Origin of the sequence: Lysobacter niastensis (assembly GCF_015453285.1) — a bacterium.
Taxonomy (GTDB): Bacteria; Pseudomonadota; Gammaproteobacteria; order Xanthomonadales; family Xanthomonadaceae; genus Lysobacter_J; species Lysobacter_J niastensis.
On sequence record NZ_JADLZT010000007.1, the window covers coordinates 108013 to 132648 of the forward strand.

Consider the following 24636-nt stretch of genomic DNA (forward strand, 5'->3'; position numbering starts at 1 on the left):
GGCTCAGGCGAGGCCGAGGTAGTCCTTCTTGCCCAATGCAACGCCTTCCTTGCGCAGGATCGCGTAGCTGGTCGTGCAGTGGAAGAAGAAGTTGGGCAGCAGGAAGCCTGTGAGGTAATCGCGCCCCTGGAACTGCAGCTCCTGGCCACCGGACGGCACGCGGATCGTCCGCTCCTCGCAGCCGTCGATCAGCGCCGGCGCGAACGTGTTGATGTAGTCGCTGGCGCGCTCGATGCGTGCATACAACTGCGCGAACGTGGTTTCGGCGTCTTCGAACTTCAGCGGGTCGACTCCGGCCAGCCGCGCGACGCCGTTCTTGGCCATGTCGGTGGCGATCTGCACGTTGCGCACCAGCGGCAGCATGTCGCCGATCAGGCGCGATTCCAGCAGCGTTTCCGCTGCGAACCCCTGGTCCCTGGCATGGGCCTCGCCCTTCTCCAGCACGTGACGCAGGTTCTGCAGCGAACGGACGAACATCGGCACGGTGGCCTGGTACATCGACAGGGACATAAGGGTTTCCGGAGGGAGGAAGGGGCGCCAGCGGCTGCCTCAGCCTAACGTCTGCATTCCACTCCGATTAGCCGGCGCGGCGGGGAAAGCCTGTCCCGCCCGCGGGCCAATCCTCACTCGCTGCGTTTGATCGCGTGACCGCCGAACTCCGCGCGCATCGCCGCGAGCAGCTTGTCGGCGAAGGAGTCGTCCTCGCGCGATCGCAGCCGCTCCAGCAACGACAGCGTGATTACCGGCGCCGAGACATCCAGGTCGATCGCTTCGGCCACCGTCCAGCGCCCCTCGCCCGAGTCCGACACGTGCGGCGCGATTCCGTCCAGCCGCGGATTGCGATCGAGCGCATCGGCGGTGCGGTCGAGCAGCCATGAGCGCACCACGCTGCCGTGCTGCCAGATATGCGCGACCTGCTGCAGGTCGAGGCCCAGCGCGGTCTTGCGTTGCATGATCGCGAAGCCCTCGGCATAGGCCTGCATCATTCCGTACTCGATGCCGTTGTGGATCATCTTGGTGAAGTGCCCCGCACCGCTCGGCCCCACCCGGCCCCAGCCGCGGTCCGGCGCCGGCGCCAGCGCGGAGAAGATCGGACGCAGCCGTTCCACGGCGGCTTCATCGCCGCCGATCATCAGGCTGTAGCCCTCCTTCAGGCCCCAGATGCCGCCGCTGGTGCCGCAGTCCAGGTAATGGATGCCGTGGCCAGCCAACATCGCGCCGCGGCGCATCGTGTCCTTGTAGTTCGAGTTGCCGCCGTCGATCACCACGTCGCCTTCGGACAGCAGCGGCAGCAGTTCGGCGATGGTGGCGTCGACGACTTCGCCCGCCGGCACCATCAGCCAGAGGACACGCTGCGGCAGCAGTTGCGCGACCAGTTCCACCAGCGAGCCCGCGGTGACGACGCGTCGAGCCGTAGCCTGTTCGCGCGCCTTGGCGCCCGGGTCGAACCCGACGACGTGGTGCCCGTGGCCGACCAGCCGCTCCGCCATGTTGGCGCCCATGCGGCCCAGACCCACCATGCCCAGTTCCATAGCCTCGCTCCAGCGCAGCAGTGACGGCGCATGTTCGCATGCGCCGGTTGAAGGCGGCGCATGCAACCTTCCCGGGCTTGCGGCTAGAGCGGAATGCGCGCGGCGTTGTCGTCCAGCCACTGCGCGAACGTCTGCAGGCGCGGATTGAGTTCGCGAGTCTTGCCGACGTCGCGGGCGCCGCAGTACGCGGACTCGAAATCGCGCTTGTATTGGAACATGTTGCCGAGGTCTTCGGCGCCCGGGAAGCCCAGCCGCCGGTACTGCGCCGGCGTCACCTCGCGATAGCGAACCTCGCGACCGAGCGCTCGCGTAAGCGCCTGTGCCATTTCCGCGCCGGTGAGGAGTTCGCCGGCAACGCCGACCCGCTTGCCCACATAGGTATCGCCCGCCTTGAAGAGGCCATACGCCGCGCGGCCGATGTCCTCGACAGCGATGCCAGGCAGCTTCGCGTCGCCCATCGGCAGCACGAACTCCAGCACGCCGTCCTCGCCGGGCTTCGGGCCCATGCCGAAATGGATGAGGTTGTCCCAGTAGAACGACGTCTTCAGCAGCGTCAGCGGCAATCGCGCCTCGAGGAAGTACACGTCCGATTCGCCCTTCGCATCGAAATGCGGAACCTTGTACTGCTCCAGCAGCGTCGGCATGCGCTCATCGTCGAGGGGAAGGCGCAACCGCGTGTCGTCCAGCGTCGACCAGATCACGTGCTGCACACCCGCGGCCTTCGCGGCCTGCGCCATGTTGCACGCCTGCGCCTTCTCGCGCTCAGGGTCGAAGTGTTCCCAGAAGTTGGTCACGAAGAACGCACCATATGCACCCTGCAGCGCCCTCTCGAGACTCGGGGCATCGTCGCTGTCGGCCGTCACGACATCGCCCCCGCGGCGCGCCAGCGCAACTGCGTTGCTCGAGGCCACGTCGCGCGTGATGGCGCGCAGCGCGAAGCCTCCATCGGGATCGTCGAGGATGGCGCGCGCCAGCCCACCGCCTTGCGCGCCGGTCGCACCGACGACGGCGATTACCTTCTTTTCGTTCATTGAAGCCCCAAACGACCGCGCGAACCGCGCACACGGATGTTCAACGGGATGGACGCATTGCTGCGGCCAAAAGAATGCCCGGGCGAGCCGGGCAAATGCTGCTTGACCTTGAATGCATTCCGTATCAGGCGCGCTTCGCCAATCCGATCACGAACAGCAGGACCATGGCCCCGATCAGGGCTGCGATGAACGTGCCGAGTTCGCCACCCAAGCGAACTCCAATCCGCGGCAACAGCCAGCCACCGACGAACGCACCGATCACACCGACGATGATGTTGCCGATGACGCCGAAACCGCGTCCCTTCATAAGCACTCCGGCCAGCCAGCCGGCCATCGCGCCAATCAGAAGAAGAATCAGCCAGGACATTCGAATCACTCCATTGAGCCAGGAAGGCCTGAACATGCTGGCACGCAGGACGAACCGCGAAATCGATGTCACGTTTCAAAAACGCGAACACCTTGTTCGTGATATCGAAGGCCCGCCGCTCAGCCGCCTATCCACAATCTCCGCCAAGCGCTGGCCCAGGAACTTGTCCGGCCAGCTCGGGACACGGATGCCCTTCCGGCCCATAAGCGCCGGGGCGAGTCCGGCATAGAGGCCGGGCGACCCAATGGTCGAACGCGCCGGATGCGCGCTCGCCCACCGCCTTCCTTCACGCGGCGCCCGTTCGCCGCAGGGCCTTCCCACCGTGCCGAACTTGCATCCGAGAATCGAAGAACTGCAGCGCCGCATCGCCGCCCAACTGGAACGCCATGGCGACGAGGACGAAGTCATCCACCTGTGGTGCGGCTATCTCGCCGCGCTGCTGGAATGGGGCCTGATCGGCGACGACGCCTACAACGCCGCCTCCGCCCTGCTCCCTCGCGTGGGCGGCACCGTCCTGATCGACATGTTCTCCCACGCCAGGCCCGCCACCGAGCGCGGAGCCGCGCGCCCGCGTGTGCTGAGAATCGTCGGCTGAGGTGATTTCGGCGCGGCGATCTTCATGCGACCCCCACCGTCCGGGCATATGCTGGAGGCGGGGCACCTCGGGGAGCCGATCATGCCGGGCCAAGCCAAGCGCGTCCTGATCCTGGGACATGGCGCCATGGGACATGCGTTCGAGTCCCTGCTGCGCGCGAATCACGAGGTCGCGGTCTGGGACCGTGACCTCGTTACGTGGCAGGAAACGCAACCGCTGGAGGAAGCGGCGCACGATCGCGACATCGTGATCTTCGCCCTTCCCACGAATCCGCACGACGAACTGGCGGGGCGACTTGCGGCCTGCCTGCCTGCCGGGCGTTCCCTGTACCTGTCCATCGCCAAGGGACTGGATGCCCAGGGCCGCACGCCCGCGCAGATCTTCGAACACCACTTCGGTCTCCGCATCGGCTGGGCGCTGCTTTATGGGCCGATGCTGGCCCGCGAGCTGCAGGCCGGCTTGCCAGGGTTTGCGATGGTGGCCTCCGCGGATCGAGCGGTCGCTGCGGAATGCGTGGCGCTGTTCCAGGGCACCCACTTGCTTCTGGAACCTCTGGACGACCCACACGGCGCCGCCTGGGCCGCGATCATGAAGAATGTGTACGTGCCGCTGATCGGCGCCGCCGACGCGCTTGCGCTCGGCGACAACCTGCGCGGCTGCCTGATCACCGAAATGCTGCGCGAGATGTCGGCCATCCTCGAACGCATGGGTGGCCACGCCAGTACCGCCTATACCCTGGCCGGACTGGGCGACCTGGTGACGTCGTCCACCGGCGCTTCCTCGCATCATCGCCGAGTCGGCGCGGATCTCGCCGAAGGCCGCACCGGACATCTGTCCGCCTCGGGAGCCAACATACGCACCGAAGGGGTGCACACGCTGGAAATGGTCCGAGCCCATCGGCCGTTCGATCCGGAACAGTTCGCACTGTTCGATCTGATCTGTCACTTCATCGACGAGCCGGCCAGCCTGAACCAACGCTTGGCGGACTATCTCGATCACCGCTTCCGTCGCGAACCGTCGTCGAGCTGATACACGGCCGCACATCGCCGGCCCGACTGCACGCGTTCATCCTGGGCGCAGCCGAACACACTAAGCGTCGTGGATGAGGCATCGCACCTCGCCATACATCGCGAAAAGTGTCGCTCATTCGAAACAGGCGGGCATGATGAACCCTGCACCGACGTTGGGTTCACGCCGCTCTACAGTGACGCCCGCACAATCCGGCCTTTCGTCGTTCGCCATTCCATCGCGCCCGCTTATCTGCGCCATGGCGTGCTGGGCGAGCATGTCCACAGGAGCCAGCATGGCGGTGAAGCGCCTTTCCGACGCACAGCTCGAGGCCTTCGACACTGAACATGTGTCGCCGGCACTCTGGGACATGCTCGTCAGGCGCATCGATGCGCAGTTCCCGCACGGGCGCCTGCGCTTCCTGGACGTCGGAGGTGGAAGCGGTCGCTTCGCCGACCGCCTGCTCGCACGCTACCCGCACGCCCACGGCGTCGTACTCGACAATTCCCGGCTGCTTCTTGCGCGGAACAAGCCGCATGCACGGAAGTTCCTGATCGAGGAATCGGCCGAGAACATCGGTCTCCTCGACGGCGGGTACGACCTCGTGTTCTTCAACTGGGTTCTGCACCATCTCGTCGGCTTCGACTACCGGGAGTCTGTCGAGAACGTCGTCCGGACGGTCCACGATGCCGCTTATCTGCTGTCGGATCGCGGCCACATCTCCATCTTCGAGAACGTCTACGACGGCCTGCTCGTAGCCAACGCGCCCAGCCACATCATCTTCCGCCTGACTTCGGCAAACGCGATAGCCCCGCTAATCCATCGCTTGGGCGCAAACACCGCCCGCATTGGTGTTTGCTTCCAATCGAAGCGCGCGTGGGAGCGGATCCTGCACGAAGCCGGCATGGCAACGGTCGGCTTCGATGAGGACGAGCACAAGCCGGTTCCATGGCCATGGAAGGCGTTCCTGCACGTCGGGAACCTGCGCTGCGGCCTGTTCTGGGGCACCAGCGTGCTCAACCAGTCGCTGCCCAAATACCGGCTCGCCACCACGCTGGACTCACTGGAACGGCATTGACCCCACTTATTTCGCCACGGCGTCATTCCTCTGGCGCCGGCTGCAGTGTGGGCATCAACTCTTCCAGATCCACGATCACCAGCTCCAGCGCATCGTAGAACTGCCCTTGCCGTGCCATCAGGTCTTCGATAGCGCCGGCCCGTTTGAGTTTCGCCAGTTCGCAATCGAACAGAAGCCATTGCGTGGTCAGCAACTCGACATTGTTCTTGGCGTAATGCCGCATCTCCTTCAGCTGCGTCAGCGTGTCGTGCACATGGTCGAATGGCGTTTTATGGATCGTCTCTGACATCGGACGCTCTCCGCAATCGTGGCGCGTACTCCGATGCTAACCAGCGCGGCTTGACGAGCGCGTACTTACTTGTTGGTGTCGGCAGATACGTTCATCGAAGCACGAGATAATTCGGCCTGTTCATGGTGAATGCGGGGACGATTCTTACGTCGCACATAACGCTTCGCTTGCGCGATGTGAACGATCCGATTACAAGCGCGGCGATTCATCATGAACCTCGCCCATCAGGCGCCGTTGCATGGACCGCTCTGCGACCCCTCTCACGGTTTGGATCGGCGGATCGGAGTTTCATCGCCCCTCCCCCACCGGAACCGAGCCTTTTGCAATGATCGCCTTGCTACCCAAGCCCGACACGTTGGAACGCATCGAACGCAGCATGCTGGGTGCTGCCCTGATTGCCGCCGTGATGTGGTCCGTTGTGCAGGTCTGATGCTGTCGGACCGCGATGCCAGGCACTTGGGCGATGCAATGCGCGGGTCGCCGGATAGACCGTCAGGTAACACCCGGGATATTGATGATCGTGGCTTGCATGACCGCGATGACCTCCCTGCCTGATCCTTGTTCGCCGACGACCTCGCCCTGGCAAACCGTCAGGGTCTTTCCTGCCTTGGTGACCCTGCCGATAGCCACGAACCGCTCCGCGACCGCAGGCCGGACGAAGTTGATCTTGAACTCGACGGTCAGCACATCAGCGCCAGCAGGCGCGACGGTCAAGGCAGCGTAGCCACACGCACTATCGAGCACGCTGGTGATGGCACCGGCATGAATGTATCCGTGTTGCTGGGAAAGCTCCGGGCGTGGCATGAGTGCGATCTGCACTTCGCCCGCGGCGACATGTATGAGCTCGGCGCCCAACGTGGCCATCAGCCCTTGGGCAGAGAAACTGGCAAGGATGCGCTCATGCAGTTCAGACATCGCATTTTCTCCAGTAAAGCCTGACGTTCGAACCAGGCCGACGGTTCCCTATGCCGCCGGCGCCGCCGAGTCGCCATTCTCCGCCCCATCCCGCAACGCCAGCCACGCCATCGCCCCGGCGCCGAGATCGATCAGGGCGTGTAGCGCGATCGCTGGCCAGAGAGAGTCGAAGATCGCCACGGTCAGCGTGAAGAACGCGCCCACGATTCCCGTGCGGAAGACGCCATTCCATCCCTGGTAAATATGCGCAAGCGCGAAGAACGGAAGGGACAGCGCCGCTGCGCCCCACCATCCGAGCCACGGCGCGAACACCCAAATGAAGTAGCCGCGAAACAGAAACTCCTCGCAGAAGCCCGCGGTCAGCGACACCCCACCGAACCAGTACAGCTCGGCTCGCGTGTGCGGCACGACGGAAGTGACTGGCCCGCCCTGGCGCCGCACGCTCGCCCTGGCGTCAGCACTACGGACGAGGGTCGCAAGTGCGAAGACATGGTAGGCAGCGAGCGCGAGGAACAATGCGATCGCAGTCCACAACCGCCAACCTTCCGGGACGGTAAACCCGAACGACGTCCATGTCCGGCCGCTAGCCATCCAGATCGCGGCCCCGAAGGCGACCAGCACCCACAGATTGCCGATGGCCGATGCCCAGAGCCACCTCCGCGCCCAGGCCGGATCGGCCCGTGACAGACGGCGATAAGCCGGCCAGAAGACGGTGTAGTCGATGATCGGGCCGACGACGGCGATCAACACTACAAACAGCAGGTCAGGGAGCGTCGTCATGGGTCGTCCACTGGCATACCAACCTTAAGGTCCAGTACCGCAGAGCGACGGCCACGCGACCAGATGCTCGGATCAAGCCGAGCCACGAAGCGTCCTATTGACCTTCCGGTGGCTGCCAGAGCTCGACCTTGTTGCCCTCGGGGTCGATCACCCAGCCGAACTTGCCCTGTTCGGAAGTTTCGGTCTTGTCGATGACATTGCAGCCTTCGCTGCGCAGGGCGGCAAGCAGGCCATCCAGGTCTGCGACGCGAAAATTGATCATGAAAGAAGCGGAGCTTGGCGCCATGTAGCTGGTGTCCTGCGCGAAAGGGCTCCAAATGGTCATGCCCGCCGGACCGTCAGCCCCGCCCCATTGAAAGACCGCACCGCCCCACTCGCTCACTTCAAGGCCCAGGTGATCGCGATACCACGCGCCCAACGCCTTCGGATCCCTGGACTTGAAGAAGATTCCTCCAATTCCGGTTACACGCTTCATGGCAATCTCCGAGACGGGTCATTGCAGGTATGCGGTGGACGTCGGGGCAGGGCCTGACGCCAGGTCAAACCGTGTCGCCTAGCGGCTTCGGCCTGAATGAAATGCCTGGTCTCACCTCATGACGCCCGAGGACCAGCACTGCAGCGGCAAATACAGCCTCGATGGTCGCGCCGACGAAGGCGCTCACTGCCGGCAGCGCACGTGCGCTGCCGAGAAGGTAACCCGCGACCGCAAGGGCAAGTCCCAGAACCCAATAGATCCGCATGCCAAACAGCGGACCGAACGTCAGATATCGGCCGCCGATGACAAGCAGCATGGCGGGGAAAAACCACTCAATCCGAAGGATCGCTGCCCCATAGGCAAGGGGCAGGCTGAATATCAGCCAGAACGTGGTGGCAATCGCCAAGGTCGCCAGCGGATTGCCGGGTTCGTGCTTCCCGGGGCGACCGAGCACCTTCGCAAGCAGGACGCTGACCGGATGAATCAGGACGCCGCCGGCAAAGAGCACCCATACCGCCTGCTTGGGAGAGCCTTGCAAGGCAACAACGGCTGCCGCCAACCATGCCGCTGAGGATGCAAAGATGCCGGGCGCGCCACTGTAGTAACCAAAGCGCATGTCGGCTTGAGCTGCGTCTAGATCGGTACCCATGCAATTTCCCCGAAGCTGGTGTGGAGTCTGACGCCTGAGTTGACCCGCGCCGCGAATCAACCTTGGCTCCGATGCGGCTTCCGCCTTGCATGGATGGTCAGGCATCGTCGTCGACCCAGGCAAGTGAGGATATCCGCCAGTCACCACCCACCTCCACGAGATGGAAGCACTTGGTGCCTGAGCCAGAGTAGTGTTCGCCGTTGAGCTTGCCGGCCTTGCGGTAGCGAGATGTCCGACTCGCGATACCATCAAAAATCGAAGTGCTTTCGCTGGTCTCAAACTCATGGAAATCAGCCAGTGCGCCGCGAGTAAGCAGCTCAATCCGCGGAAGCGCGAATTCCAATGGCGTATGGAAGGTCGCCTGCCCTGCTGAGCGGCAGACGATCACGGCCTTGTCCGTGAAGCAGTCGATGACCCGATGCAGCTCCGGCGCGGCACCTCGATTGTCGAAGGCCGAAAAGAAACCGCCGATAAGCGCATCAATCTTGTCTCGGTCGCGCTGATCTCTCATGCGATGCGTAACGCCTGGACTATAGGGAGCCGTCATGCGGCTTCGGCTTGAATGAATCGGCCTGCCTAGCCAGCACCGGGAAGCGTGAATTTCCGCGTGCTACGTAACGGCCATATCGCGGTGAATTTTGCGCCGCCAGTCAAGCGGAAGGCAGCGGAAACGCCGTTCACAACACCCAATCTTTCCAGGACATCCCGGGCTCGTCGAAACGAGTGGCGTGGATCGGACGTGAGCATGAACAGGTTGATCTCCTTGGGGCTCACATCATAGCCCTCGAGCTCGACCGTCTGGCCCAGCGCCCCCTTCAACTCACCCTCAATCGTCGCGAGGAACTCCTCGTTCTCCAGAGACTTCCGCCAGAACTTGATGACAAGTTGATATTCCATCGTGTGATTGTAGTCCTAGCGCTTGAACCGAGCCGAGGCACGAAGCCGGCTTTCGCTTGAATGAATTGAATGAACTGTCAGCCATCACCCGCGACAAACGCGAGCTCCATGCTCTGATGGAAAGGCACCTGACTCCATTGCTCCATCAGGCACAAGGCCCGGCTATACAAGGCCTCAGGGTCAAGGCCAACGAACTCAAAAACGGGTTTGTCGCGTGAGATGGTGGCTAGTTGAACCGCCTCGAGGAAGGATGCACGGTCAAAGGTGCCACCCCACAGTTGAGTTTGCAGCGCCTCCACGATGGCCTCAGCTTGGACAGCCTCCGTTTCCAGGGCCGGATTCGCGGGGTCATGGACGGCCTGCATGATGAAGCTCGCTTCGGAGCCGGCTGCCACGAGGCCAAGGAAGCCGTGCTTTAGTGGCAGCGCCGATTCGACGACGTAGTGAACGAGGTCATGTGGCAGGGTACCTTGGCGCGGCATAGGGCAGCGGGTTTCACTTCCATCCGCCCGGACAAACCGCAGGCGGTCAAGCTTGTCACTCTTTCCGAGCTTTTCTGCGATGAGCTTCATGAGGGTGAGCGTCTGAGTTAAGCCCGGCTTCTGGGCGCCGTCGGCTTGAATGGTCTGCCAGGCCTCACGTGAGGCTCGCAGTCTTCAAGGGGCCTGCAGCTTTGTACGTATTGAGGATTACGCCCGACGGCGTTGCGTGCGTGCTGATGAGCTCGAATGCGCACGCCGGGGTTCCCTCCGCGAAGAAGCGCTTCCCCGTGCCCAACAGGACTGGCGAGACGATCAGCACAACTTCATCCGCAAGGCCATGCTCGAGCAACATCGACGTCAGTGTGGAGCTGCCCGAGAGGATAAGGTTCCGGTCGCCCTGCGCCTTGATGCGGCGAACGCTCTCGACGATGTCCGGGCCGAGACCCTCGAACGGGCCCCATCCGAGACTTTCCGGACGGTGGGTAGCGACATACTTCGTCGCCGCATTGAGGCGGTCCGCCATCGGACTGCTCGGCGCCTTTGGCCAGAAGCCCGACCAGATATCGTAGGTGCGACGGCCAAGCAGCAGATCGAAACTCTCGCCGTGCGCGGCCATCACCGCGTCCCGCCCCGCGGGGGTCCGATAGGGCGCGGTCCAGTCGCTGTAGGGGAAATCGCCATCATCGGACGAGTGCTGGATCACACCGTCCAACGAGATGTGTTCGATGATCTTGAGCTTTCTCATGAGCAGGCTCGGCTTGAATCAATCGTCGGGCCTCGACCCTAGCTGCCGAAAGCCCGGATGAGTGTAGCCAGCAGCAACCCGCAAGTGGCGAGTGAGGTAACAAGCGCGACCCCGAAAGCGACAGAAATGGCGCGCCACCGAGGGGAGGCCACCAGAAACACGCCCACGCCGGCCAGCAGTCCAACACAGATCGCACCCAGGCCGATTGAAAGGTAGCCGCCGGGGTCGCCTTGCCGATGCGCCTGGGCGTAATGAAGCAACGTAGCAGCAACGACGAGAGCGCTCCCGAGCGCCGCAACTGGAACAACCAACCAGGAAAGTTGCTTCATGAGTTCTAACGCCTGCACTAAGCCGGGCCGTGTAGCGACTTCGGCTTGAAAGGAATTGTTAGCTGCCGCCAGCGCCGACTGTTACAACGATGCCTTTGGGGACGGACAACAGCTTCGGAGTTCCCTCGGCGATCTTGCACTTTATCGCAAGCTCCCGTGCGGACCGCCACACCAGTTTCACCTCCGGCTTGCAGTACCCGGCGAACACGAGGGTGGAGGTCGACCAATGTGGTCTCCGTCGGTGACGCAGGAAAACGCCCTGCCCATAGGGGGCTACGACATCTCCCTCGGAGAGCGCACGAACTTGAGCAATGTACGGTCCCGGAGAGGGTTGGATGCGATCACCGTCCTGTGGAGAGTGCTCCAGCTCCCACATCCACTCCCGTGCAATGCCCCAGGCCGGGATTGCGAGGCAGACGGCAGCTGGAAGGAGTATCAGTGTGATTGGAAGCTTCATAGGCAGCCAACGCCTGAATTCAGCCGAGCCGCGAAGCGGCTTCCCCTTGAGGAACTGTTACCCGTCATTCGCTACTAACAACGCTCGATTGGTTGGACTGCGGCCGCCGACTCGCGCTCTGGAACGTGCGCCGAAACAAGCGAGGCCTTCGCCCATGCTGCATCGCACTCAACGCCGACTACATACTCTTGAACCACAAACGATCCAGTTACCTTTACCAAGGTGATCTGCCGTTTCATCAGCTGGTCTGCCTTGCGCTTGCCCGCGGCCAACTCCAGTCCGGCAAGGCCATTCCTTAGCTCGATGAATTGAACCGCGTAACCTGAGAAATGGGGAAGTCGCCGAGCTGATGCCAAATCAGGTACGAGCGAATAGTCGGGCTCCTGGTAGTTCAGGTTGTCTTTGCCGCCAACCCACTCGGCTACGAGCGTTCCAGTGATTTGTACCTGGCCCTTGTACTCCGCAAACAGATCGTTCTTCCGCTCTATCTTGGCAAGCATGAGCGAAGTCGTCTTAGGCTGCACCAACGCAATCATGTGCTCAGCGGAGGCCGATCCAATGGCGAATGTGAGAATTGCAGTGGCAAGTGGAATTCTCATGACGGCTAACACCTGAATCAAGGGGAGCCGCGAAGAGACTTCGGCTTGAATGAAGTTGTTAAGCACCGCCCGCCGAAAGCTAGTCATACCAGAAGCCCTCTTTGCCGAGCCAAGTGCACAGCGCCTTGGTCGAGTCTCCCGCCTCAGTCGAGCTCGGCCCGAACTCCATGCGGTCAGAATGAGCTTGTTGGAGGAGCATATGACCTTGAATGATCCTTAGCTGGTTCAAGGCTCCGAAGTGGAACTCACCACTCAGCTCCCCTCTACCGATCATTCCTCTGAGCTTGTCCGCAGCGGAAGCCGCTTCTGCCCGATTGAGATCCGATTCGAGAATCTGCATGTCCGGCTCGATCTTGCTCTCGACGCCTGAGCATAGCTCCGGTTCCGTTGCGGCGCCGGCCACGAGTGCAAGTGCTAAAGCGATCTTTAGGCTCATCCACGTTCCTAACGCCTTAATCAAGGGGAGCCGCGATGAGGCCTCACCTTGAATGAATTGTTAGCGCCCACCTCGTTCTATGGTGATAGCGCCGCTGTCAAATACCGTGGCGTGGAAAGACTGGTCTTTGTAGGTGAAAGTGAACGAATGAGGTGAGGACCAACCCTTGAATGCAAAGCCAGATATCTCTCCCTTCAACTCAAAGTGCCTCGCGAAAGATGCTAGGTCTATGCGACCGGTCGAGACTAGTTTGATACAGCAGCCCTCCAGTCCTGTTGTTAGTGTTTCGACGACGAGGTCCTGATAGATCTCTGAGCGATAGACCACTACGCGCAGGATTCTCTCCTGCGGAGTGGCCGGAGACAGTCCCTCTGTGTCACCGCGCGAAGACAGAGAGTCGCTTGGACCCGCCGACATGAACTCGATTGTCCGGTAGTCACGCTTGGCGGTTGTGGGCTCGAGTGAGCCTTCATAGACCTCAGGTGCCGAAACTCCTGACAGCAGAAGCAACAGTGCAAGCGCGATCGTCTTCATGGGCGCTAACGCCTGAATTGAGGGGAGCCGCGAAGCGGCTTCGGATTGAATGAACTGTTAGGTGCTGACCAGCGACAACACCCGGCCGAACCCAACGATCCGGTTTGCCTCGCAGATGTGCCACGCGAAACCAGGAGCAAACAGATCCAGATCGCGCGGGGGCACAAGGAAGCGACCAATGGCATCACATGTGTCCCCAGGCCGCAGCCATTCACGGTCAGTGAAATCGAGTTGGCCAATGTATGTGTCGTGGCGCCCAGGTATCCAGTGATTCGGCCGCACTCCTGTCCTGAAGCCAGGACTATCGGCCATGGCCGAGGGATTAAGTGATATCTCGACCTTGGCGATGACGAGTAGAACGTCGTTCTCTTGGTCTGCCATGCGACCCCCATCACCACCTGACGCCTGACTAAGCCGAGCCGCCAAGCGGCTTCGGCTTGAATGAACTGTTAGGCCGTAACCCAGTTGCCGAAGACAAGTTGCTCATGCCCGGAGGAACAGCCGCCAGCGGCCGAATACTGCCACGAGCAAAAGATAGACCACGACCAGAGCCGCGAGAATATCCAAGCCGCCAAGTGGCACGCGGGACTCCTGAAAGTAGTACCCGTTGATTGATCTGGCTACCTGATAGTTGACATACATCAGGGCCAGTCCAGCCAGAGACGCAACCGCACTGCACCAGCGCCAGAGAGGACGAATCCGACGGGACCTTTCACCTGGTATGTGGCTCTCGGGTGCTGAGTACGGGTTATCCGACATGCGGTCTAACGCCTGAATTAAGGGGAGCCGGGAAGCGGCTTCGGCTTGTTAGAGGCTAGTCTTGAGAAGGCATGCCAGACAAGGCAAGTAGGGCAAGCGGTAGGGCTACGAGCACGACGTGGCCGAGCAGGGCCAGCACACTGAGGGTCCGCAGCACTGGACGGAACCTGCCAATGAGGCTCCACACTACGGACGTCACGGAAAGAGTCAGCCCTACCGCATAGAAGGCCGCTAGGAAGTGCCCACTTACCGAGTAGTTGGCGGGCGCCACGAAGAGAAAGGTCGCCGATGCCAGGCAGATGGCAGCAAGTCCGACCAAGAACGAAAACGTCAGGTCACGATCCACTGTCACTACCTCTAACGCCTGAACTAAGGGGAGCCGCGAAGCGGCTTCCCCTTGATGAATTGTTAGGCCGCGGCGGCCTGCCCCGAGGCAACAGACGGCCGCCTGACGGAGAGCGAGTAGAACGCGACAAGCAGGACGGCAATGAGACCGTGCGTGGCGAACGCCCAAGCCACACCGAGCCAAGAGTTGGTGATGCCATGCCACTCATCCATGCGGAGGTGGGCAAAGGTAGTGCCTGTCCAGAAGATGGACCACGCCACAACCGGGGCGAGCAGAAAGTCGCCACGCTTCCAGATGGAGAGCGCACCGATAACGCCGCAGCCGAGGCTGAAGAAAGCCAGCCACATCACAGCCGGATCACCTGGGGTGAACTGGACATGCGCCATAAGAGGCGCCCCTTTCACCAGAATGGCGAAGGCGCGAATGATCTGCGCGAAACCGCAATATCCAGCTAGCAGGTACACAAGGACCAGTTCCGCCGAGGCGGCCCTGGACCCGGTCGGACGCAGGCGGACATGTATTGCAGCGGCTATCAGACTAACGATGAGCTGTGCGAACCACATTGCGTCTCTCTCCATGAATGACGTTGATAGTGGGCTGCAGATTGCGAAAGTAATCTTCCGCGGCCTAACGCCTGAATTAAGCCGAGCCGCGAAGCGGCTTCGGCTTGAATGAATTGTTAGGGCGCATGCTAGCGCGCACTACCGCCGCGAGTAACGTTTCACGCTGCCGCGTAGCCTCATGCACGCTGCCGCCGAAAATGACCAACAGCACATCCGAGGGGCGGTCCAATCCCGTTGGCAGAAATGCCATGCGCTCACTCACCGAGTTGTCTCCGACACCATAGAACCAGGCCACGTGGCCGATTGGGGTTCTTGAAAAGCCGGCAAAGCGACTGTTGTCCGGTAACGACCAATGTCCACCAACGCGGATCTCGGCAGGAAGAAGTCCCTGCCGGAGTGGAGTCAGAGTGCAAATTGTGTAGTCGGGACCTATTCGTCCCTGCACCGAATAGCCGGAGTCGCTGGGAAGGTTCGGGCATCTAAAGCCATCAAAAGCTGGCAATAGAGGAGGCGGCGCATCTACTGGGCGGCTACAGGCACAGAGGGCAAGCAACAAGATGGCGAAGATGTCTCTCATGCGCCCTAACGCCTGAACTAAGCCGAGCCGCGAAGCGGCTTCGGCTTGAATGAATTGTTAGAGCGCATGCCGGTTGCGACCGGCGCCCCATGCTTGATATGCCCTGAGCATTAGATACTCGACGCTCAGTACGGCAGCAACACCGATCAGAACTGCCGGAAGCCAGACCACCACAAATATCACGAGCTCAAACCCCCACGTATGAGCGTACAGGTCTGCATGGGGCGGCGGAGGAATCGCAAGCCAAGCCTGGGTCCTGACGAGGAACCAGCCAGCAGCGCAAGCAAGTGCGATGAGAGCTTGGGCGAGAGCAAGCGTTTTGAACTTTGGCCTCTCCATGCCGCCTCCAATGCGCTCTAACGCCTGAATTAAGCCGAGCCGCGAAGCGGCTTCGGCTTGAATGAATTGTTAGGCCCCATTGAGAGCCGCCGAAACTGCCTGCCTGAGGAGCTGCTCATCGTCTATCAGATCCCGGAAGGCGGCATATGACAACTGGCCGTCGTTGACCTGGCGCTCAATGAACAGTGCCAAGCGCCACTCATCCGGGTCCGGCTTATCAAAGTCAAAGTCGATGCCGCTTTAGATCTCCGTAGAAAAGATAGGCATCAATGAGGGTAATGGTCGCGCCCGTCAGACCTATCAGAGCGCCTACAAGTGCGCCCTTTGATCTTAGTATGCAACCACCAACAAGACCCGGGAGAAGCATGTAGAGGACATCCAAGGTTCTGTCCGCAACCATGGGGACTTCCGGTGTGCCCACAGGGAGGATCATGTACAGCAGCTCGAAGGCTCTGTCCGCGACTTTGGGGAACCCCGGTATGTAGGTAGGACCCAATGCCACTGCGTTAATGACCAGGAGGACAAGCGAACCTATGAGGAAGGCAACGCCGAGACGAATCATCAGTGCCCTCTAACGCCTGAATTAAGCCGAGCCGCGAAGCGGCTTCGGCTTGAATGAATTGTTAGGCCCATTAGCCCTCATGCGGAGCGATAACAAGCCCGCCGTTGACGCAGCGAAGTACGTACTTGTGCCCCGCCTCAAAGTTGTACTGGATTGACGGGGCCCAGTCCGAAGCTGAAAGAATGCCAGTAGGGAGGGATGGGCAACTATGCCGAATGAAGTTCTTTACCAGGCGCTAGACGTATCGCCTCGCGACCTAGGCCGATGCCATCAACATCCACGATCTCCCCCGCGAATGGCGCCACGATCTTGCCATTAGCCCCCTCCACATACAGGCGGGCTGATGTGGCCTCAAAGTCGATGTTGTGCCCGGCGGCGCTGGCGCAACCAGTGAGCAAAGCGACCAGCAAAGCACTCGCAAGCTTTCTCATGGGCCTAACGCCTGAGTTAAGCCGTGCCGCGAAGCGGCATCGGCTTGAACGAATTGTTAGGCGGCAGCGTCAAGGCTGGCACGCCACGTTAACCGATGCGACTCGCTTGCCCTTGGCCGAAATCTGAAGCCAGCAAGTAGCGTCGCCACCATAGTACTCATAGAAGCGTCCCGACTCCCGATCCGCGACAAGCGGCGACCCGTACAAGGAGCGCATCTTGTCCAAGGAGTCTCCCGGGCAAAGATGTGTTGGCGTGCATCCCTTTGGATTGTCTGAGTAGAGCCCAGCCACGACTCCATCACTGAACGAGACACGCACGTGCGGGTATTCATAGTGAAGGTTGAGGAAATCTGACGATTCCACTTTGCGGCGTGGCTGGCCGAGATGCGCAATGACTGCGCTGGGTGAGTCCCCAATCTCCACGCCACCCAGCGAAATTTCTTTCTCAGGGACAGCACCTTCTCGCGCGAGCGCCAGAGACGGAACCAAGAGAAGTAGGATGCCGAGTCGTTTCATGCCGCCTAACGCCTGAATTAAGCCGAGCCGCGAAGCGGCTTCGGCTTGAATGAATTGTTAGGCCCCATTGAGAGCCGCCGAAACTGCCTGCCTGAGGAGCTGCTCATCGTCTATCAGATCCCGGAAGGCGGCATATGACAACTGGCCGTCGTTGACCTGGCGCTCAATGAACAGTGCCAAGCGCCACTCATCCGGGTCCGGCTTATCGAAGTCAAAGTCGATGCCGCCGACGTCGGGCGACTTGAATATGTCTACGCCAACTCCGTGTGGCCGAACAAACCAGCAGGTGCTCGGAATGGCCTGAAAGTGGCGGCGCTCGCCGCTAAGGATGTCTTGGGGTTCCGCCAGGCCGAACGCGCGAACGAGAAGCTCGTTGGCCCAGGCCACATTGGCGTACCAGAGTGGGATGGCTTGTCTGATGAGCTCGATGTGCGAATCGGTCATGGTGCCTAACGCCTGAATTAAGGGGAGCCGCGAAGCGGCTTCCCCTTGAATGAATTGTTAGGCGCTGACCGACTCATGCCGCGCCTGCCAGAACGAAATCTCGTAGTCGAGAATCTCACCACCAGCCTCTGGCTCGTAGAGCTCAACGATGCAAGGGGAGTTCGGGAATTGCCAGGCAAGCTTAGCTTGGTAGATCTCCTTAAGAGCTCGCCCGAGCACCACTACCTTGTCCTCTGTGAGTGCATCACGGTCTCCGCAATGGATGTCGACGATGTGGAGGTGGTTCATGACCCACTCCACGGATTTGCGGGTCGCGCCGCTCTGGCTTTCGAAGCCACGGAGGGATTGCTCAGAGAAGCCTTTGCGGAGGATATAGCCGTTGTGCTCCACAAACTCCGGCCAGAACACTGTCAGATAGCCCACGGCAAGCGGGTAGCTGCCCATACAGCTTGTCCAGCCCTCCAAATCGATGCCTCTGCCGTTGTTCCAACGGCCAAGCTCTTCTTTCATGCTCTCGGGAATATTCACTGGCAGTGCCTAACGCCTGAATTAAGGGGAGCCGCGAAGCGGCTTCCCCTTGAATGAATTGTTAGATGGCAACTGGCTCACCGTCGGCTGCTCCATGGCCAATGCAGCAATGATCGTGCGCTCTCGCCCCACACAAAGAATGTGTCAAGCCAACGGCTCTTAGCAAAGAGCATGGCGAAGCCAAGTCCGCCGAAGATTGCGCCGAAAGACGCAAAAGACCTCTTGCAGCCTGGAGAAGTGGTTGTAACACCGTTGCAGCTAATGGTCGCCGCTGGGTCTAGTAAGAGAAATATCCCTGACACGAATAGGAGTGTGCCAACTAGAGCGAACATGAAGCCCATGAATCGCATCATGTGCCTCTGACGCCGACGCTTTCGGATGAGGGACTGCTGCATTGCCATCTAACGCCTGAGTTAAGCGGAGCCGCGAAGCGGCTTCCGCTTGAACGAATTGTTAGGCGCGAGGGTAACCCAGGAAGATCGGCGCCGGCACACCTCCCGAACCGACGAAGACCGGACGGCCGGGCGCGCCCGACGAACGCTCAACGGCCAAGCCCACCGAAGCCCGCGCTCTTCCAGACCTGTCCGAAGACAGTGCCGGCGCGCACCGTCCGAAGCCGCGTACCGACCGAAGTGACACACGCAACGTTGGGATGCGTGAGCGCGCGCCGCACACCAACCGAAGCCAATGAAACGGCGACCGCTTTACCGAAGAGCAGCGACCACCGAAGCCGAGGCACCTGCCGATTGCGGGAGCCCACTACAGCCAGCTTTTACAGCGCCTAACGCCTGAATTAAGGGGAGCCGCGAAGCGGCTTCCCCTTGAATGAATTGTTAGCGCTGATGGCCGACAGCACATCCGGCCAGGATCTGCGTAGCTTGAGTGGAACGATTACCGATGCAGCCGCCCCAACAACTAAGCAGGCCACCGGAACACCGTGCTCCGATGCGAAGGCGATGGTGGATGCAGCGGTCTCATGTCCGGCGACATGAAGTTCCGGCGCGATCCAGAATGCTGCCATTTCGAGAGGGAGCAAGAGGCCGCCTGTGAGTGTGAGAAGGCCAAAAGAAAGCAGCAGGCAAACGAGCATAAAAGAGCGGCGTGTATGGGCAGGCAAATGGGATCCCCAAGCGACCAGCCAGGCAATCCAAGCCGGAAGCGCGGCGATTGCCAAAACAGCAATGCTTCCAAGAACCACGAGAGCCAGAGATGCTGCGTCCATAGCGCTAACGCCTGAATTAAGGGGAGCCGCGAAGCGGCTTCCCCTTGAATGAATTGTTAGGCGGCACCCGCGAGCGACGCTTAGCTGCCACCACTGGACTCCCTAGCCACACTAGCGAGGGTCTTGCCCGCTGTCAGCTTGACGCCACCGAGTACGAGCAACAAGTAACCCGTTTGAAAGACTAAAGATGGCAGCGCCGACACGAAGGCGGACTCGGCCCTTAGCCACTTCGCCACGAACGTGATTAGAACTATGAGCGGGATTGCCCTGGCGAGAGCAAAGCAGATCGCGAGATTGCTTACTCGCTCACTAACCGCTGAAGGTTCATTCGCCATTGCCGCCTAACGCCTGAATTAAGCCGAGCCGCGAAGCGGCTTCGGCTTGAATGAATTGTTAGGGCGCACCGAAGATGGCCCCGGCCAAGACTAAGGTAAAGAGAACCAGGCCGATAGGCAGCAAGATGCGTATGCGCTTGGCGTAAGACGCAGCCATTGGCGCTCGCAGCTCACGTACCCGAGGACCAAACGCAATGCGAAGGATCTCGACCTGCACATTCGGGTCGCCGGCACGCGACAGACCGTCGTAAAAGAAGCTGAGGGAGCCGCGCACTTGCACCCATTCTGGCTTCTCGGCCTTGACGATTCCGTAGAGGCGAAAGAACGCATGCAAATAGACGGGAACTGTGCAGGCGAACAAAAGGAAGGCTAGTCCGAGAGCTAGTGACATTGCTTGTGCGCCCTAACGCCTGAGTTAAGCGGAGCCGCGAAGCGGATTCCGCTTGAACGAATTGTTAGGCGCGAGGGTAACCCAGGAAAGATCGGCGCCGGAACGCCCTACCCCGCAGCCGAAGACCAGACGGCCGGGCGCGCCCGACGAACGTTCCGTAGCCAACCCGCCGAAGCCCGCGCTTTTCCGACCTGTCCGAAGACAGTGCCGGCGCGCACCGTCCGAAGCCGCGTACTCACCGAGGTGACGAACCCAACGTGGGTTGCCTGAGCGCGCGCCACACACTAACCGAAGCCAATGAAATGGCGACCGACTTACCGAAAGAAGCGACGACCGAAGCCGAGGCGTCTGCCGATTGCGGGAACCAACTACAGCCAGCTTCTATAGCGCCTAACGCCTGAATTAAGGGGAGCCGCGAAGCGGCTTCCCCTTGAATGAATTGTTAGGGCGCACCGACGATGGCCCCGACTAAGACTAAGGCAAAGAGCGCGAGTCCGGTGGGCAGCAAGATCCGTATGCGCTTGACGTAAGACGCAGCCATTGGCGCTTGAAGCTCACGTGCCCGAGGACCAAACGCAATGCGAAGGATCTCGACTTGAACATTCGGGTCGCCGGCACGCGACAATCCGTCGTAAAAGAAGCTGAGAGAGCCGCGCACTTTCACCCATTCCGGCTTTTCGGCCTTGATGATTCCGTAGAGCCGAAAGAACGCATGCAAATAGACGGGGACTGTGCAGGCGAACACAAGGAAAACTAGTCCGAGAGCTTGTGACATCGCTTGTGCGCCCTAACGCCTGAATTAAGGGGAGCCGCGAAGCGGCTTCCCCTTGAATGAATTGTTAGGCCGCGGCGCCGAGTGCCCAGCCGGCCTAGAGATTACCCCACCCTATTTTCGCCGCTTCTCTTGCCGGTAGCCCAACACAAAAAGCCAGGACATGAAGGCGACGAAGTAGATCAATGAGAAGGCGCCATCCACTGCGGTGCCTTCCGAGATGTTCCACCGCACCAGTATGGCAGGGCCGAGCGCCGCCATAGGAAAGAGTAGATACGTCGCAAGCATGGCGCCGGGAGTGAGAGTTCGTTTTGACAGCTTGGCGAAAATCCAAAAGCCGACCAAGAGGCCAACGATATAGAGCGAAGTTGCTATATGCATCTGTGCCTGTGGAACCACTTACGCGGCCTAACGCCTGAATTAAGGGGAGCCGCGAAGCGGCTTCCCCTTGAATGAATTGTTAGGCGGCATCTAGCCACCACCAGAAGCAAAGACGCAACTTGCCCCGCACGCTGCTGCCGATTGCATAGTCGCCTTCACCGCGGGGAATGCCCTCCAAGCCGTGGATCAGCGCCGGCAGATACGACGTCCCAACCGTGAACTGCGCCGGCTCAAGTCCCTCGGGGAAATCCCAGGCCAGGGCGTCTGGTGACACCTGCAACTGTAGCTTGGAGGGCGCTACCCACTTGGCACGCCCCTGCTGGAAGTTAGGCACTTGCAGTAGGCGTGTGGACGGCTGGGTGATAGTGATTGTGCGATGAGACCCCGGGGCGGACTGGAGAACTCTCAATAGCTCCAGCAACGACTCAATGCCAGCGTCGTTGGCCGATAGATGCCAGCCACCGAAGGCTTTGGGGTTCTCGGTATACCGCCACAGCGATATGACGCCTTTTTGCTTCCACGAGTGCAGCTCACTTTCCATGCCGCCTAACGCCTGAATTAAGCCGACCCGCGAAGCGGGTTCGGCTTGAATGAATTGTTAGAGCCCGCCCAGCGGAACTCAAGCAACCCGCCCGGAATGACTTGGCAGGCGGGAGCCTCCGCCGGAGCAATGCATTCGGCTTCTTGGCCAGATTTGAAGTTGGCCAATACCCGAGCAACTGGCTCTCCAGCCACAAACCCGCTGGCGCAGGTGTATGTAGATGAGAACTGGAGAAAAGCGGATTTCGCTATCCGCTCCATGACACTGCCGAAGGTCTCTTTGCTAGAGATGGGGAGCGTTAGTTCAAGTGGCATGGTTTGATCATCTGCGGCGCAGACTGATTCGCGTGTGACCCTGATCTCATCCACTGCACGCTCCATAGATATTGCCGAGGGCTCTAACGCCTGAATTAAGCCGACCCGCGAAGCGGGTTCGGCTTGAATGAATTGTTAGACCGGTAGCCCATTGACGGAGGGCTCCAGTCTGTCAGCTTGTACGAGTGAACTCGGACCAAGGCCAGCCCCCAACGCCGCCCGCGAAGTAGAGGTAACAACCCTCACGAACCTCCGCAACGGGCAGTTCCTCACCTGGCCTTATACCGAAGCGCTCGATGTCTTGGTATAGCCCGCGAGTCCTCTCGGATGGCGTGAAGCGAACTCGGTCCCCGACCTTGAATGGACAAGTGCTTTCAGCCTTGCTCATGAGGTCTCCAACCGGTCTAACGCCTGAATTAAGCCGAGCCGCGAAGCGGCTTCGGCTTGAATGAATTGTTAGACCACAAGCCGACTTGCGCCCAACCCGAGCATTTGTCCGCGGGATTGATCACTTCACCCCGCCAAGCGCCCCACCATGGGTCCCAGGTCCGCAGTCCACTCAGAATGCTGCCGTCTATCAGGGAGAAGGTCACCGACAAATACTCATCTTGCCCGCCGGCTGGATTGGACTTGCCGGTGTAGAAGGTAAGGGTCACGTAAGGCGGCATGCGGCTTAGGTCGTGATACCAGGAACCACTGGCCTTGACCTCAGTAATTCCAGTGAGCCTATCCACGATGCATGGATTGAGCTTTACACGGAATCGCGGCGAGGATAGCTCGACACTCGTGACCGTGCTTGGGTTATCCGGATAGCGACCTACATGGACTTTTGCTGGGCCGTACTTAGCAGGAAGCACGTCGAGCGTTCCATCCGCCCTTATTGGAAGCATGCGATCTCGATGGGCTAGCGCTGGCCAGGACAGCGTACATAGCATTAAGAATGCAATGACCTTAACCATGTGGCCTAACGCCTGAATTAAGGGGAGCCGCGAAGCGGCTTCCCCTTGAATGAATTGTTAGGCGACACCCTGAGTTTAGCCCCAGAAGTACGCCATGACTTTGAGCAGAGCGTAAACAACCACATAAGACACCATGCAGCACACGAAGCTTAGGCCAAGCATGCGCAAGCTTGACTGGAGCACGTAATTGTCGGAAGCAGTGATTTGTCTGCGGGTCAATTGATACTTCGCTGTCACTAGAAATCCGACCACAAAGCACGTGAGGTATACAAGCAGCTCAGGAGCACGAAGTGATCGGTTCAGCAGCGCGAGCAACAAGACTAGGGCAGCACTTAGCAGCAGCAACCTTCTACTCAACCGCTCGCGACCCAGTGCTGAGAAGTTCTCGCTTAGGAAGTACACCAAGCCAACAGGCCCACCGAGAACGGCCCCGAACGCCACCTGGATCGGAGAGTACAGCCTGACCTTGCCCGGCCCAGAGCTTGGTGCAGCGTATGGATTCTCAGGCACGACTCCCCCAACCGTGTTGCATAACGCCTGAATTAAGGGGAGCCGCGAAGCGGCTTCCCCTTGAATGAATTGTTAGGCCGCGCGCCGATGAGCAAGAGCGGTACAGCCCACGTATGACCAGGAAAATACAACAAACCCGAGCCAAACGAGCGCCACCCGAACGCACTGACTGGAGAATGTCAGGAACGGGAATGAGTTCAGAGGGCGTCCTCCCCGCAACAGCGGCCATCCTTCGACCTGCCAGAACGAAAGATACGCATCTACACCAAGAAGTAGCGGGGCGATCCAGCCGGCCGATAGCAACGCAACAATGACGGCCAAGACTCTGTGTCGTGTCATAGCGGCCTAACGCCTGAATTAAGGGGAGCCGCGAAGCGGCTTCCCCTTGAATGAATTGTTAGGCCCCATTTGCGACCTTGGGCAAGTAAAAGTGCGCCAACAGCAGTGCGCCGGTGAAGAACATGGACAGAAACAGATTGAGGGCTGCAATAACCGCGGCTGAGAAGAGCCGCGTCTCGAGCGGGCGACGCGAACGCAACAGGTAGATGCCCGCTGCGACCGAAGCCGTTGCACTGAGCCAAAGCACAGTCGGGGCGCCGGGCAGCAAGGCCGACCAGGTTCGCGCCACACCCGGCACGACCGGCCCATATGCCTCGACTTGGCTTGGCGGGAAGGCGGAAAGAACTTGGGAGAGCAAGCCGCCAGTGACCGCGGCTCCGATGAGACCGCAAAGATAGATCCAAACGCTGACGATGATCTTTGGCATGGGGCCTAACGCCTGAATTAAGCCGAGCCGCGAAGCGGCTTCGGCTTGAATGAATTGTTAGCCATCTCGGCCAGACCACACGCGGGATTCCCTACCGACGATCAGCCTGGATAGCGCGCCCTGCGTTCCGCGCCTGCGGAATCCCCCGATACCGGAGTGACTGCCATAAAACTCAAGGCGAT

The 24636-nt window shown here is 60.4% G+C and carries 33 protein-coding genes and 1 pseudogene; 4 read left to right on the plus strand and 30 right to left on the minus strand.

Annotation, left to right across the window (positions count from 1 at the left end):
• Positions 1–3: 3 nt before the first annotated feature.
• The 4 genes from IU514_RS13420 to IU514_RS13435 all read right to left on the minus strand — a co-directional run bounded on the left by IU514_RS13420 (position 4) and on the right by IU514_RS13435 (position 2930).
• On the minus strand, positions 4–510 hold the full coding sequence (locus IU514_RS13420; RefSeq protein WP_194931639.1) for a DUF1993 domain-containing protein: 507 nt from the start codon (positions 508–510) through the stop codon (positions 4–6).
• A 113-nt stretch (positions 511–623) separates the two neighbouring features.
• Positions 624–1532, minus strand: a complete 909-nt coding sequence (gene gnd / locus IU514_RS13425) for a phosphogluconate dehydrogenase (NAD(+)-dependent, decarboxylating) (RefSeq protein ID WP_194931640.1) — start codon at positions 1530–1532, stop codon at positions 624–626.
• An 83-nt stretch (positions 1533–1615) separates the two neighbouring features.
• Positions 1616–2563, minus strand: coding sequence for an NmrA/HSCARG family protein (locus IU514_RS13430; protein WP_194931641.1), 948 nt, complete (start codon positions 2561–2563; stop codon positions 1616–1618).
• Between the two features lie 124 nt (positions 2564–2687).
• Positions 2688–2930, minus strand: coding sequence for a GlsB/YeaQ/YmgE family stress response membrane protein (locus IU514_RS13435; RefSeq protein ID WP_194931642.1), 243 nt, complete (start codon positions 2928–2930; stop codon positions 2688–2690).
• Positions 2931–3261: 331 nt separating this feature from the next.
• Here IU514_RS13435 and IU514_RS13440 point away from each other — a divergent pair, with 331 nt between their 5' ends.
• The 3 genes from IU514_RS13440 (at position 3262) to IU514_RS13450 (ending at position 5611) form a co-directional block, all read left to right on the plus strand.
• Entirely contained in the window at positions 3262–3525 is a 264-nt protein-coding gene (locus IU514_RS13440; RefSeq protein ID WP_194931643.1) for a hypothetical protein, read from the plus strand.
• A gap of 81 nt (positions 3526–3606) precedes the next feature.
• On the plus strand, positions 3607–4554 hold the full coding sequence (locus IU514_RS13445) for a hypothetical protein (RefSeq protein WP_194931644.1): 948 nt from the start codon (positions 3607–3609) through the stop codon (positions 4552–4554).
• A gap of 136 nt (positions 4555–4690) precedes the next feature.
• Positions 4691–5611: a class I SAM-dependent methyltransferase gene (locus tag IU514_RS13450; RefSeq protein WP_194931645.1), complete on the plus strand. Its 921-nt coding sequence runs from the start codon at positions 4691–4693 to the stop codon at positions 5609–5611.
• A 22-nt stretch (positions 5612–5633) separates the two neighbouring features.
• On the opposite strand, the gene IU514_RS13455 is transcribed toward IU514_RS13450, so the two are convergent.
• Positions 5634–5900, minus strand: coding sequence for a hypothetical protein (locus tag IU514_RS13455; RefSeq protein ID WP_194931646.1), 267 nt, complete (start codon positions 5898–5900; stop codon positions 5634–5636).
• 238 nt (positions 5901–6138) lie between these two features.
• Between IU514_RS13455 and IU514_RS13460 the strand changes: the two genes are divergently transcribed.
• Positions 6139–6330: a hypothetical protein gene (locus tag IU514_RS13460; RefSeq protein WP_194931647.1), complete on the plus strand. Its 192-nt coding sequence runs from the start codon at positions 6139–6141 to the stop codon at positions 6328–6330.
• 62 nt (positions 6331–6392) lie between these two features.
• Here the strand turns inward: IU514_RS13460 and IU514_RS13465 are convergent, their stop codons facing one another.
• From IU514_RS13465 to IU514_RS13585, 25 genes and pseudogenes are all read right to left on the minus strand, one after another.
• Positions 6393–6815 (minus strand): PaaI family thioesterase, encoded by a 423-nt coding sequence (locus tag IU514_RS13465; RefSeq protein WP_194931648.1) that lies wholly within the window; start codon positions 6813–6815, stop codon positions 6393–6395.
• A 48-nt stretch (positions 6816–6863) separates the two neighbouring features.
• Entirely contained in the window at positions 6864–7595 is a 732-nt protein-coding gene (locus IU514_RS13470; protein WP_194931649.1) for a CPBP family intramembrane glutamic endopeptidase, read from the minus strand.
• A 94-nt stretch (positions 7596–7689) separates the two neighbouring features.
• On the minus strand, positions 7690–8070 hold the full coding sequence (locus IU514_RS13475) for a VOC family protein (protein ID WP_194931650.1): 381 nt from the start codon (positions 8068–8070) through the stop codon (positions 7690–7692).
• 64 nt (positions 8071–8134) lie between these two features.
• Positions 8135–8719 (minus strand): DUF7010 family protein, encoded by a 585-nt coding sequence (locus IU514_RS13480; protein ID WP_194931651.1) that lies wholly within the window; start codon positions 8717–8719, stop codon positions 8135–8137.
• A 97-nt stretch (positions 8720–8816) separates the two neighbouring features.
• On the minus strand, positions 8817–9230 hold the full coding sequence (locus tag IU514_RS13485; protein ID WP_194931652.1) for a DUF4440 domain-containing protein: 414 nt from the start codon (positions 9228–9230) through the stop codon (positions 8817–8819).
• 65 nt (positions 9231–9295) lie between these two features.
• Positions 9296–9616: a hypothetical protein gene (locus IU514_RS13490; protein WP_194931653.1), complete on the minus strand. Its 321-nt coding sequence runs from the start codon at positions 9614–9616 to the stop codon at positions 9296–9298.
• A gap of 275 nt (positions 9617–9891) precedes the next feature.
• Positions 9892–10188: pseudogene (locus IU514_RS19015) on the minus strand (hypothetical protein); the annotation flags it as partial.
• Positions 10189–10252: 64 nt separating this feature from the next.
• Complete coding sequence (locus IU514_RS13500) at positions 10253–10843, minus strand: dihydrofolate reductase family protein (protein WP_194931655.1); 591 nt, start codon at positions 10841–10843, stop codon at positions 10253–10255.
• Between the two features lie 38 nt (positions 10844–10881).
• A complete protein-coding gene (locus tag IU514_RS13505; RefSeq protein ID WP_194931656.1) occupies positions 10882–11172 on the minus strand; it encodes a hypothetical protein in 291 nt (96 codons plus the stop codon).
• A gap of 531 nt (positions 11173–11703) precedes the next feature.
• The gene (locus tag IU514_RS13510) at positions 11704–12228 is read right to left on the minus strand and encodes a hypothetical protein (RefSeq protein ID WP_194931657.1); all 525 of its coding nucleotides are present in this window, start codon (positions 12226–12228) and stop codon (positions 11704–11706) included.
• 79 nt (positions 12229–12307) lie between these two features.
• Positions 12308–12664 carry a hypothetical protein gene (locus tag IU514_RS13515; RefSeq protein ID WP_194931658.1) on the minus strand — a complete coding sequence of 119 codons (357 nt, stop codon included), beginning with the start codon at positions 12662–12664 and terminating at the stop codon, positions 12308–12310.
• A 60-nt stretch (positions 12665–12724) separates the two neighbouring features.
• Positions 12725–13198: a hypothetical protein gene (locus tag IU514_RS13520; protein WP_194931659.1), complete on the minus strand. Its 474-nt coding sequence runs from the start codon at positions 13196–13198 to the stop codon at positions 12725–12727.
• A gap of 483 nt (positions 13199–13681) precedes the next feature.
• The gene (locus IU514_RS13525; protein WP_194931660.1) at positions 13682–13840 is read right to left on the minus strand and encodes a hypothetical protein; all 159 of its coding nucleotides are present in this window, start codon (positions 13838–13840) and stop codon (positions 13682–13684) included.
• Between the two features lie 525 nt (positions 13841–14365).
• Positions 14366–14866: a DUF6790 family protein gene (locus IU514_RS13530; protein WP_194931661.1), complete on the minus strand. Its 501-nt coding sequence runs from the start codon at positions 14864–14866 to the stop codon at positions 14366–14368.
• Positions 14867–16005: 1139 nt separating this feature from the next.
• Positions 16006–16344 (minus strand): hypothetical protein, encoded by a 339-nt coding sequence (locus IU514_RS13535; protein WP_194931662.1) that lies wholly within the window; start codon positions 16342–16344, stop codon positions 16006–16008.
• Positions 16345–16550: 206 nt separating this feature from the next.
• Positions 16551–16775: a hypothetical protein gene (locus tag IU514_RS13540; protein WP_194931663.1), complete on the minus strand. Its 225-nt coding sequence runs from the start codon at positions 16773–16775 to the stop codon at positions 16551–16553.
• Between the two features lie 573 nt (positions 16776–17348).
• Positions 17349–17735, minus strand: coding sequence for a DUF6896 domain-containing protein (locus tag IU514_RS13545; RefSeq protein ID WP_194931664.1), 387 nt, complete (start codon positions 17733–17735; stop codon positions 17349–17351).
• 57 nt (positions 17736–17792) lie between these two features.
• Positions 17793–18263 (minus strand): hypothetical protein, encoded by a 471-nt coding sequence (locus IU514_RS13550; protein ID WP_194931665.1) that lies wholly within the window; start codon positions 18261–18263, stop codon positions 17793–17795.
• A 793-nt stretch (positions 18264–19056) separates the two neighbouring features.
• The gene (locus tag IU514_RS13555) at positions 19057–19485 is read right to left on the minus strand and encodes a hypothetical protein (protein WP_194931666.1); all 429 of its coding nucleotides are present in this window, start codon (positions 19483–19485) and stop codon (positions 19057–19059) included.
• 393 nt (positions 19486–19878) lie between these two features.
• Entirely contained in the window at positions 19879–20211 is a 333-nt protein-coding gene (locus IU514_RS13560) for a hypothetical protein (protein WP_194931667.1), read from the minus strand.
• A 442-nt stretch (positions 20212–20653) separates the two neighbouring features.
• Positions 20654–20986: a hypothetical protein gene (locus tag IU514_RS13565; RefSeq protein WP_194931668.1), complete on the minus strand. Its 333-nt coding sequence runs from the start codon at positions 20984–20986 to the stop codon at positions 20654–20656.
• Between the two features lie 111 nt (positions 20987–21097).
• Positions 21098–21364, minus strand: a complete 267-nt coding sequence (locus tag IU514_RS13570; RefSeq protein WP_194931669.1) for a hypothetical protein — start codon at positions 21362–21364, stop codon at positions 21098–21100.
• A gap of 79 nt (positions 21365–21443) precedes the next feature.
• Complete coding sequence (locus tag IU514_RS13575; protein WP_228760725.1) at positions 21444–21905, minus strand: hypothetical protein; 462 nt, start codon at positions 21903–21905, stop codon at positions 21444–21446.
• Between the two features lie 17 nt (positions 21906–21922).
• Positions 21923–22273 carry a hypothetical protein gene (locus IU514_RS13580; RefSeq protein ID WP_194931670.1) on the minus strand — a complete coding sequence of 117 codons (351 nt, stop codon included), beginning with the start codon at positions 22271–22273 and terminating at the stop codon, positions 21923–21925.
• A gap of 1812 nt (positions 22274–24085) precedes the next feature.
• The gene (locus tag IU514_RS13585; RefSeq protein ID WP_194931671.1) at positions 24086–24454 is read right to left on the minus strand and encodes a hypothetical protein; all 369 of its coding nucleotides are present in this window, start codon (positions 24452–24454) and stop codon (positions 24086–24088) included.
• Between the last annotated feature and the right edge of the window lie 182 nt (positions 24455–24636).

Excerpts from the sequence above, each read along its gene's own strand:
- IU514_RS13525 (WP_194931660.1), bottom strand. The coding sequence starts at position 13,840 with ATGTATGTCAACTATCAGGTAGCCAGATCAATCAACGGGTACTACTTT.
- IU514_RS13455 (WP_194931646.1), bottom strand. The coding sequence starts at position 5,900 with ATGTCAGAGACGATCCATAAAACGCCATTCGACCATGTGCACGACACG.
- IU514_RS13450 (WP_194931645.1), top strand. The coding sequence starts at position 4,691 with ATGAACCCTGCACCGACGTTGGGTTCACGCCGCTCTACAGTGACGCCC.
- IU514_RS13555 (WP_194931666.1), bottom strand. The coding sequence starts at position 19,485 with ATGGACGCAGCATCTCTGGCTCTCGTGGTTCTTGGAAGCATTGCTGTT.
- IU514_RS13540 (WP_194931663.1), bottom strand. The coding sequence starts at position 16,775 with ATGAGAAAGCTTGCGAGTGCTTTGCTGGTCGCTTTGCTCACTGGTTGC.
- IU514_RS13565 (WP_194931668.1), bottom strand. The coding sequence starts at position 20,986 with ATGTCACAAGCTCTCGGACTAGTTTTCCTTGTGTTCGCCTGCACAGTC.
- IU514_RS13485 (WP_194931652.1), bottom strand. The coding sequence starts at position 9,230 with ATGAGAGATCAGCGCGACCGAGACAAGATTGATGCGCTTATCGGCGGT.
- IU514_RS13515 (WP_194931658.1), bottom strand. The coding sequence starts at position 12,664 with ATGAGCCTAAAGATCGCTTTAGCACTTGCACTCGTGGCCGGCGCCGCA.
- IU514_RS13500 (WP_194931655.1), bottom strand. The coding sequence starts at position 10,843 with ATGAGAAAGCTCAAGATCATCGAACACATCTCGTTGGACGGTGTGATC.
- IU514_RS13430 (WP_194931641.1), bottom strand. The coding sequence starts at position 2,563 with ATGAACGAAAAGAAGGTAATCGCCGTCGTCGGTGCGACCGGCGCGCAA.
- IU514_RS13560 (WP_194931667.1), bottom strand. The coding sequence starts at position 20,211 with ATGTCACTAGCTCTCGGACTAGCCTTCCTTTTGTTCGCCTGCACAGTT.
- IU514_RS13505 (WP_194931656.1), bottom strand. The coding sequence starts at position 11,172 with ATGAAGCAACTTTCCTGGTTGGTTGTTCCAGTTGCGGCGCTCGGGAGC.
- IU514_RS13535 (WP_194931662.1), bottom strand. The coding sequence starts at position 16,344 with ATGATTCGTCTCGGCGTTGCCTTCCTCATAGGTTCGCTTGTCCTCCTG.
- IU514_RS13570 (WP_194931669.1), bottom strand. The coding sequence starts at position 21,364 with ATGCATATAGCAACTTCGCTCTATATCGTTGGCCTCTTGGTCGGCTTT.
- IU514_RS13585 (WP_194931671.1), bottom strand. The coding sequence starts at position 24,454 with ATGCCAAAGATCATCGTCAGCGTTTGGATCTATCTTTGCGGTCTCATC.
- IU514_RS13510 (WP_194931657.1), bottom strand. The coding sequence starts at position 12,228 with ATGAGAATTCCACTTGCCACTGCAATTCTCACATTCGCCATTGGATCG.
- gnd (WP_194931640.1), bottom strand. The coding sequence starts at position 1,532 with ATGGAACTGGGCATGGTGGGTCTGGGCCGCATGGGCGCCAACATGGCG.
- IU514_RS13460 (WP_194931647.1), top strand. The coding sequence starts at position 6,139 with ATGGACCGCTCTGCGACCCCTCTCACGGTTTGGATCGGCGGATCGGAG.
- IU514_RS13575 (WP_228760725.1), bottom strand. The coding sequence starts at position 21,905 with ATGGAAAGTGAGCTGCACTCGTGGAAGCAAAAAGGCGTCATATCGCTG.
- IU514_RS13470 (WP_194931649.1), bottom strand. The coding sequence starts at position 7,595 with ATGACGACGCTCCCTGACCTGCTGTTTGTAGTGTTGATCGCCGTCGTC.
- IU514_RS13420 (WP_194931639.1), bottom strand. The coding sequence starts at position 510 with ATGTCCCTGTCGATGTACCAGGCCACCGTGCCGATGTTCGTCCGTTCG.
- IU514_RS13490 (WP_194931653.1), bottom strand. The coding sequence starts at position 9,616 with ATGGAATATCAACTTGTCATCAAGTTCTGGCGGAAGTCTCTGGAGAAC.
- IU514_RS13480 (WP_194931651.1), bottom strand. The coding sequence starts at position 8,719 with ATGGGTACCGATCTAGACGCAGCTCAAGCCGACATGCGCTTTGGTTAC.
- IU514_RS13545 (WP_194931664.1), bottom strand. The coding sequence starts at position 17,735 with ATGACCGATTCGCACATCGAGCTCATCAGACAAGCCATCCCACTCTGG.
- IU514_RS13445 (WP_194931644.1), top strand. The coding sequence starts at position 3,607 with ATGCCGGGCCAAGCCAAGCGCGTCCTGATCCTGGGACATGGCGCCATG.
- IU514_RS13520 (WP_194931659.1), bottom strand. The coding sequence starts at position 13,198 with ATGAAGACGATCGCGCTTGCACTGTTGCTTCTGCTGTCAGGAGTTTCG.
- IU514_RS13465 (WP_194931648.1), bottom strand. The coding sequence starts at position 6,815 with ATGTCTGAACTGCATGAGCGCATCCTTGCCAGTTTCTCTGCCCAAGGG.
- IU514_RS13530 (WP_194931661.1), bottom strand. The coding sequence starts at position 14,866 with ATGTGGTTCGCACAGCTCATCGTTAGTCTGATAGCCGCTGCAATACAT.
- IU514_RS13435 (WP_194931642.1), bottom strand. The coding sequence starts at position 2,930 with ATGTCCTGGCTGATTCTTCTTCTGATTGGCGCGATGGCCGGCTGGCTG.
- IU514_RS13475 (WP_194931650.1), bottom strand. The coding sequence starts at position 8,070 with ATGAAGCGTGTAACCGGAATTGGAGGAATCTTCTTCAAGTCCAGGGAT.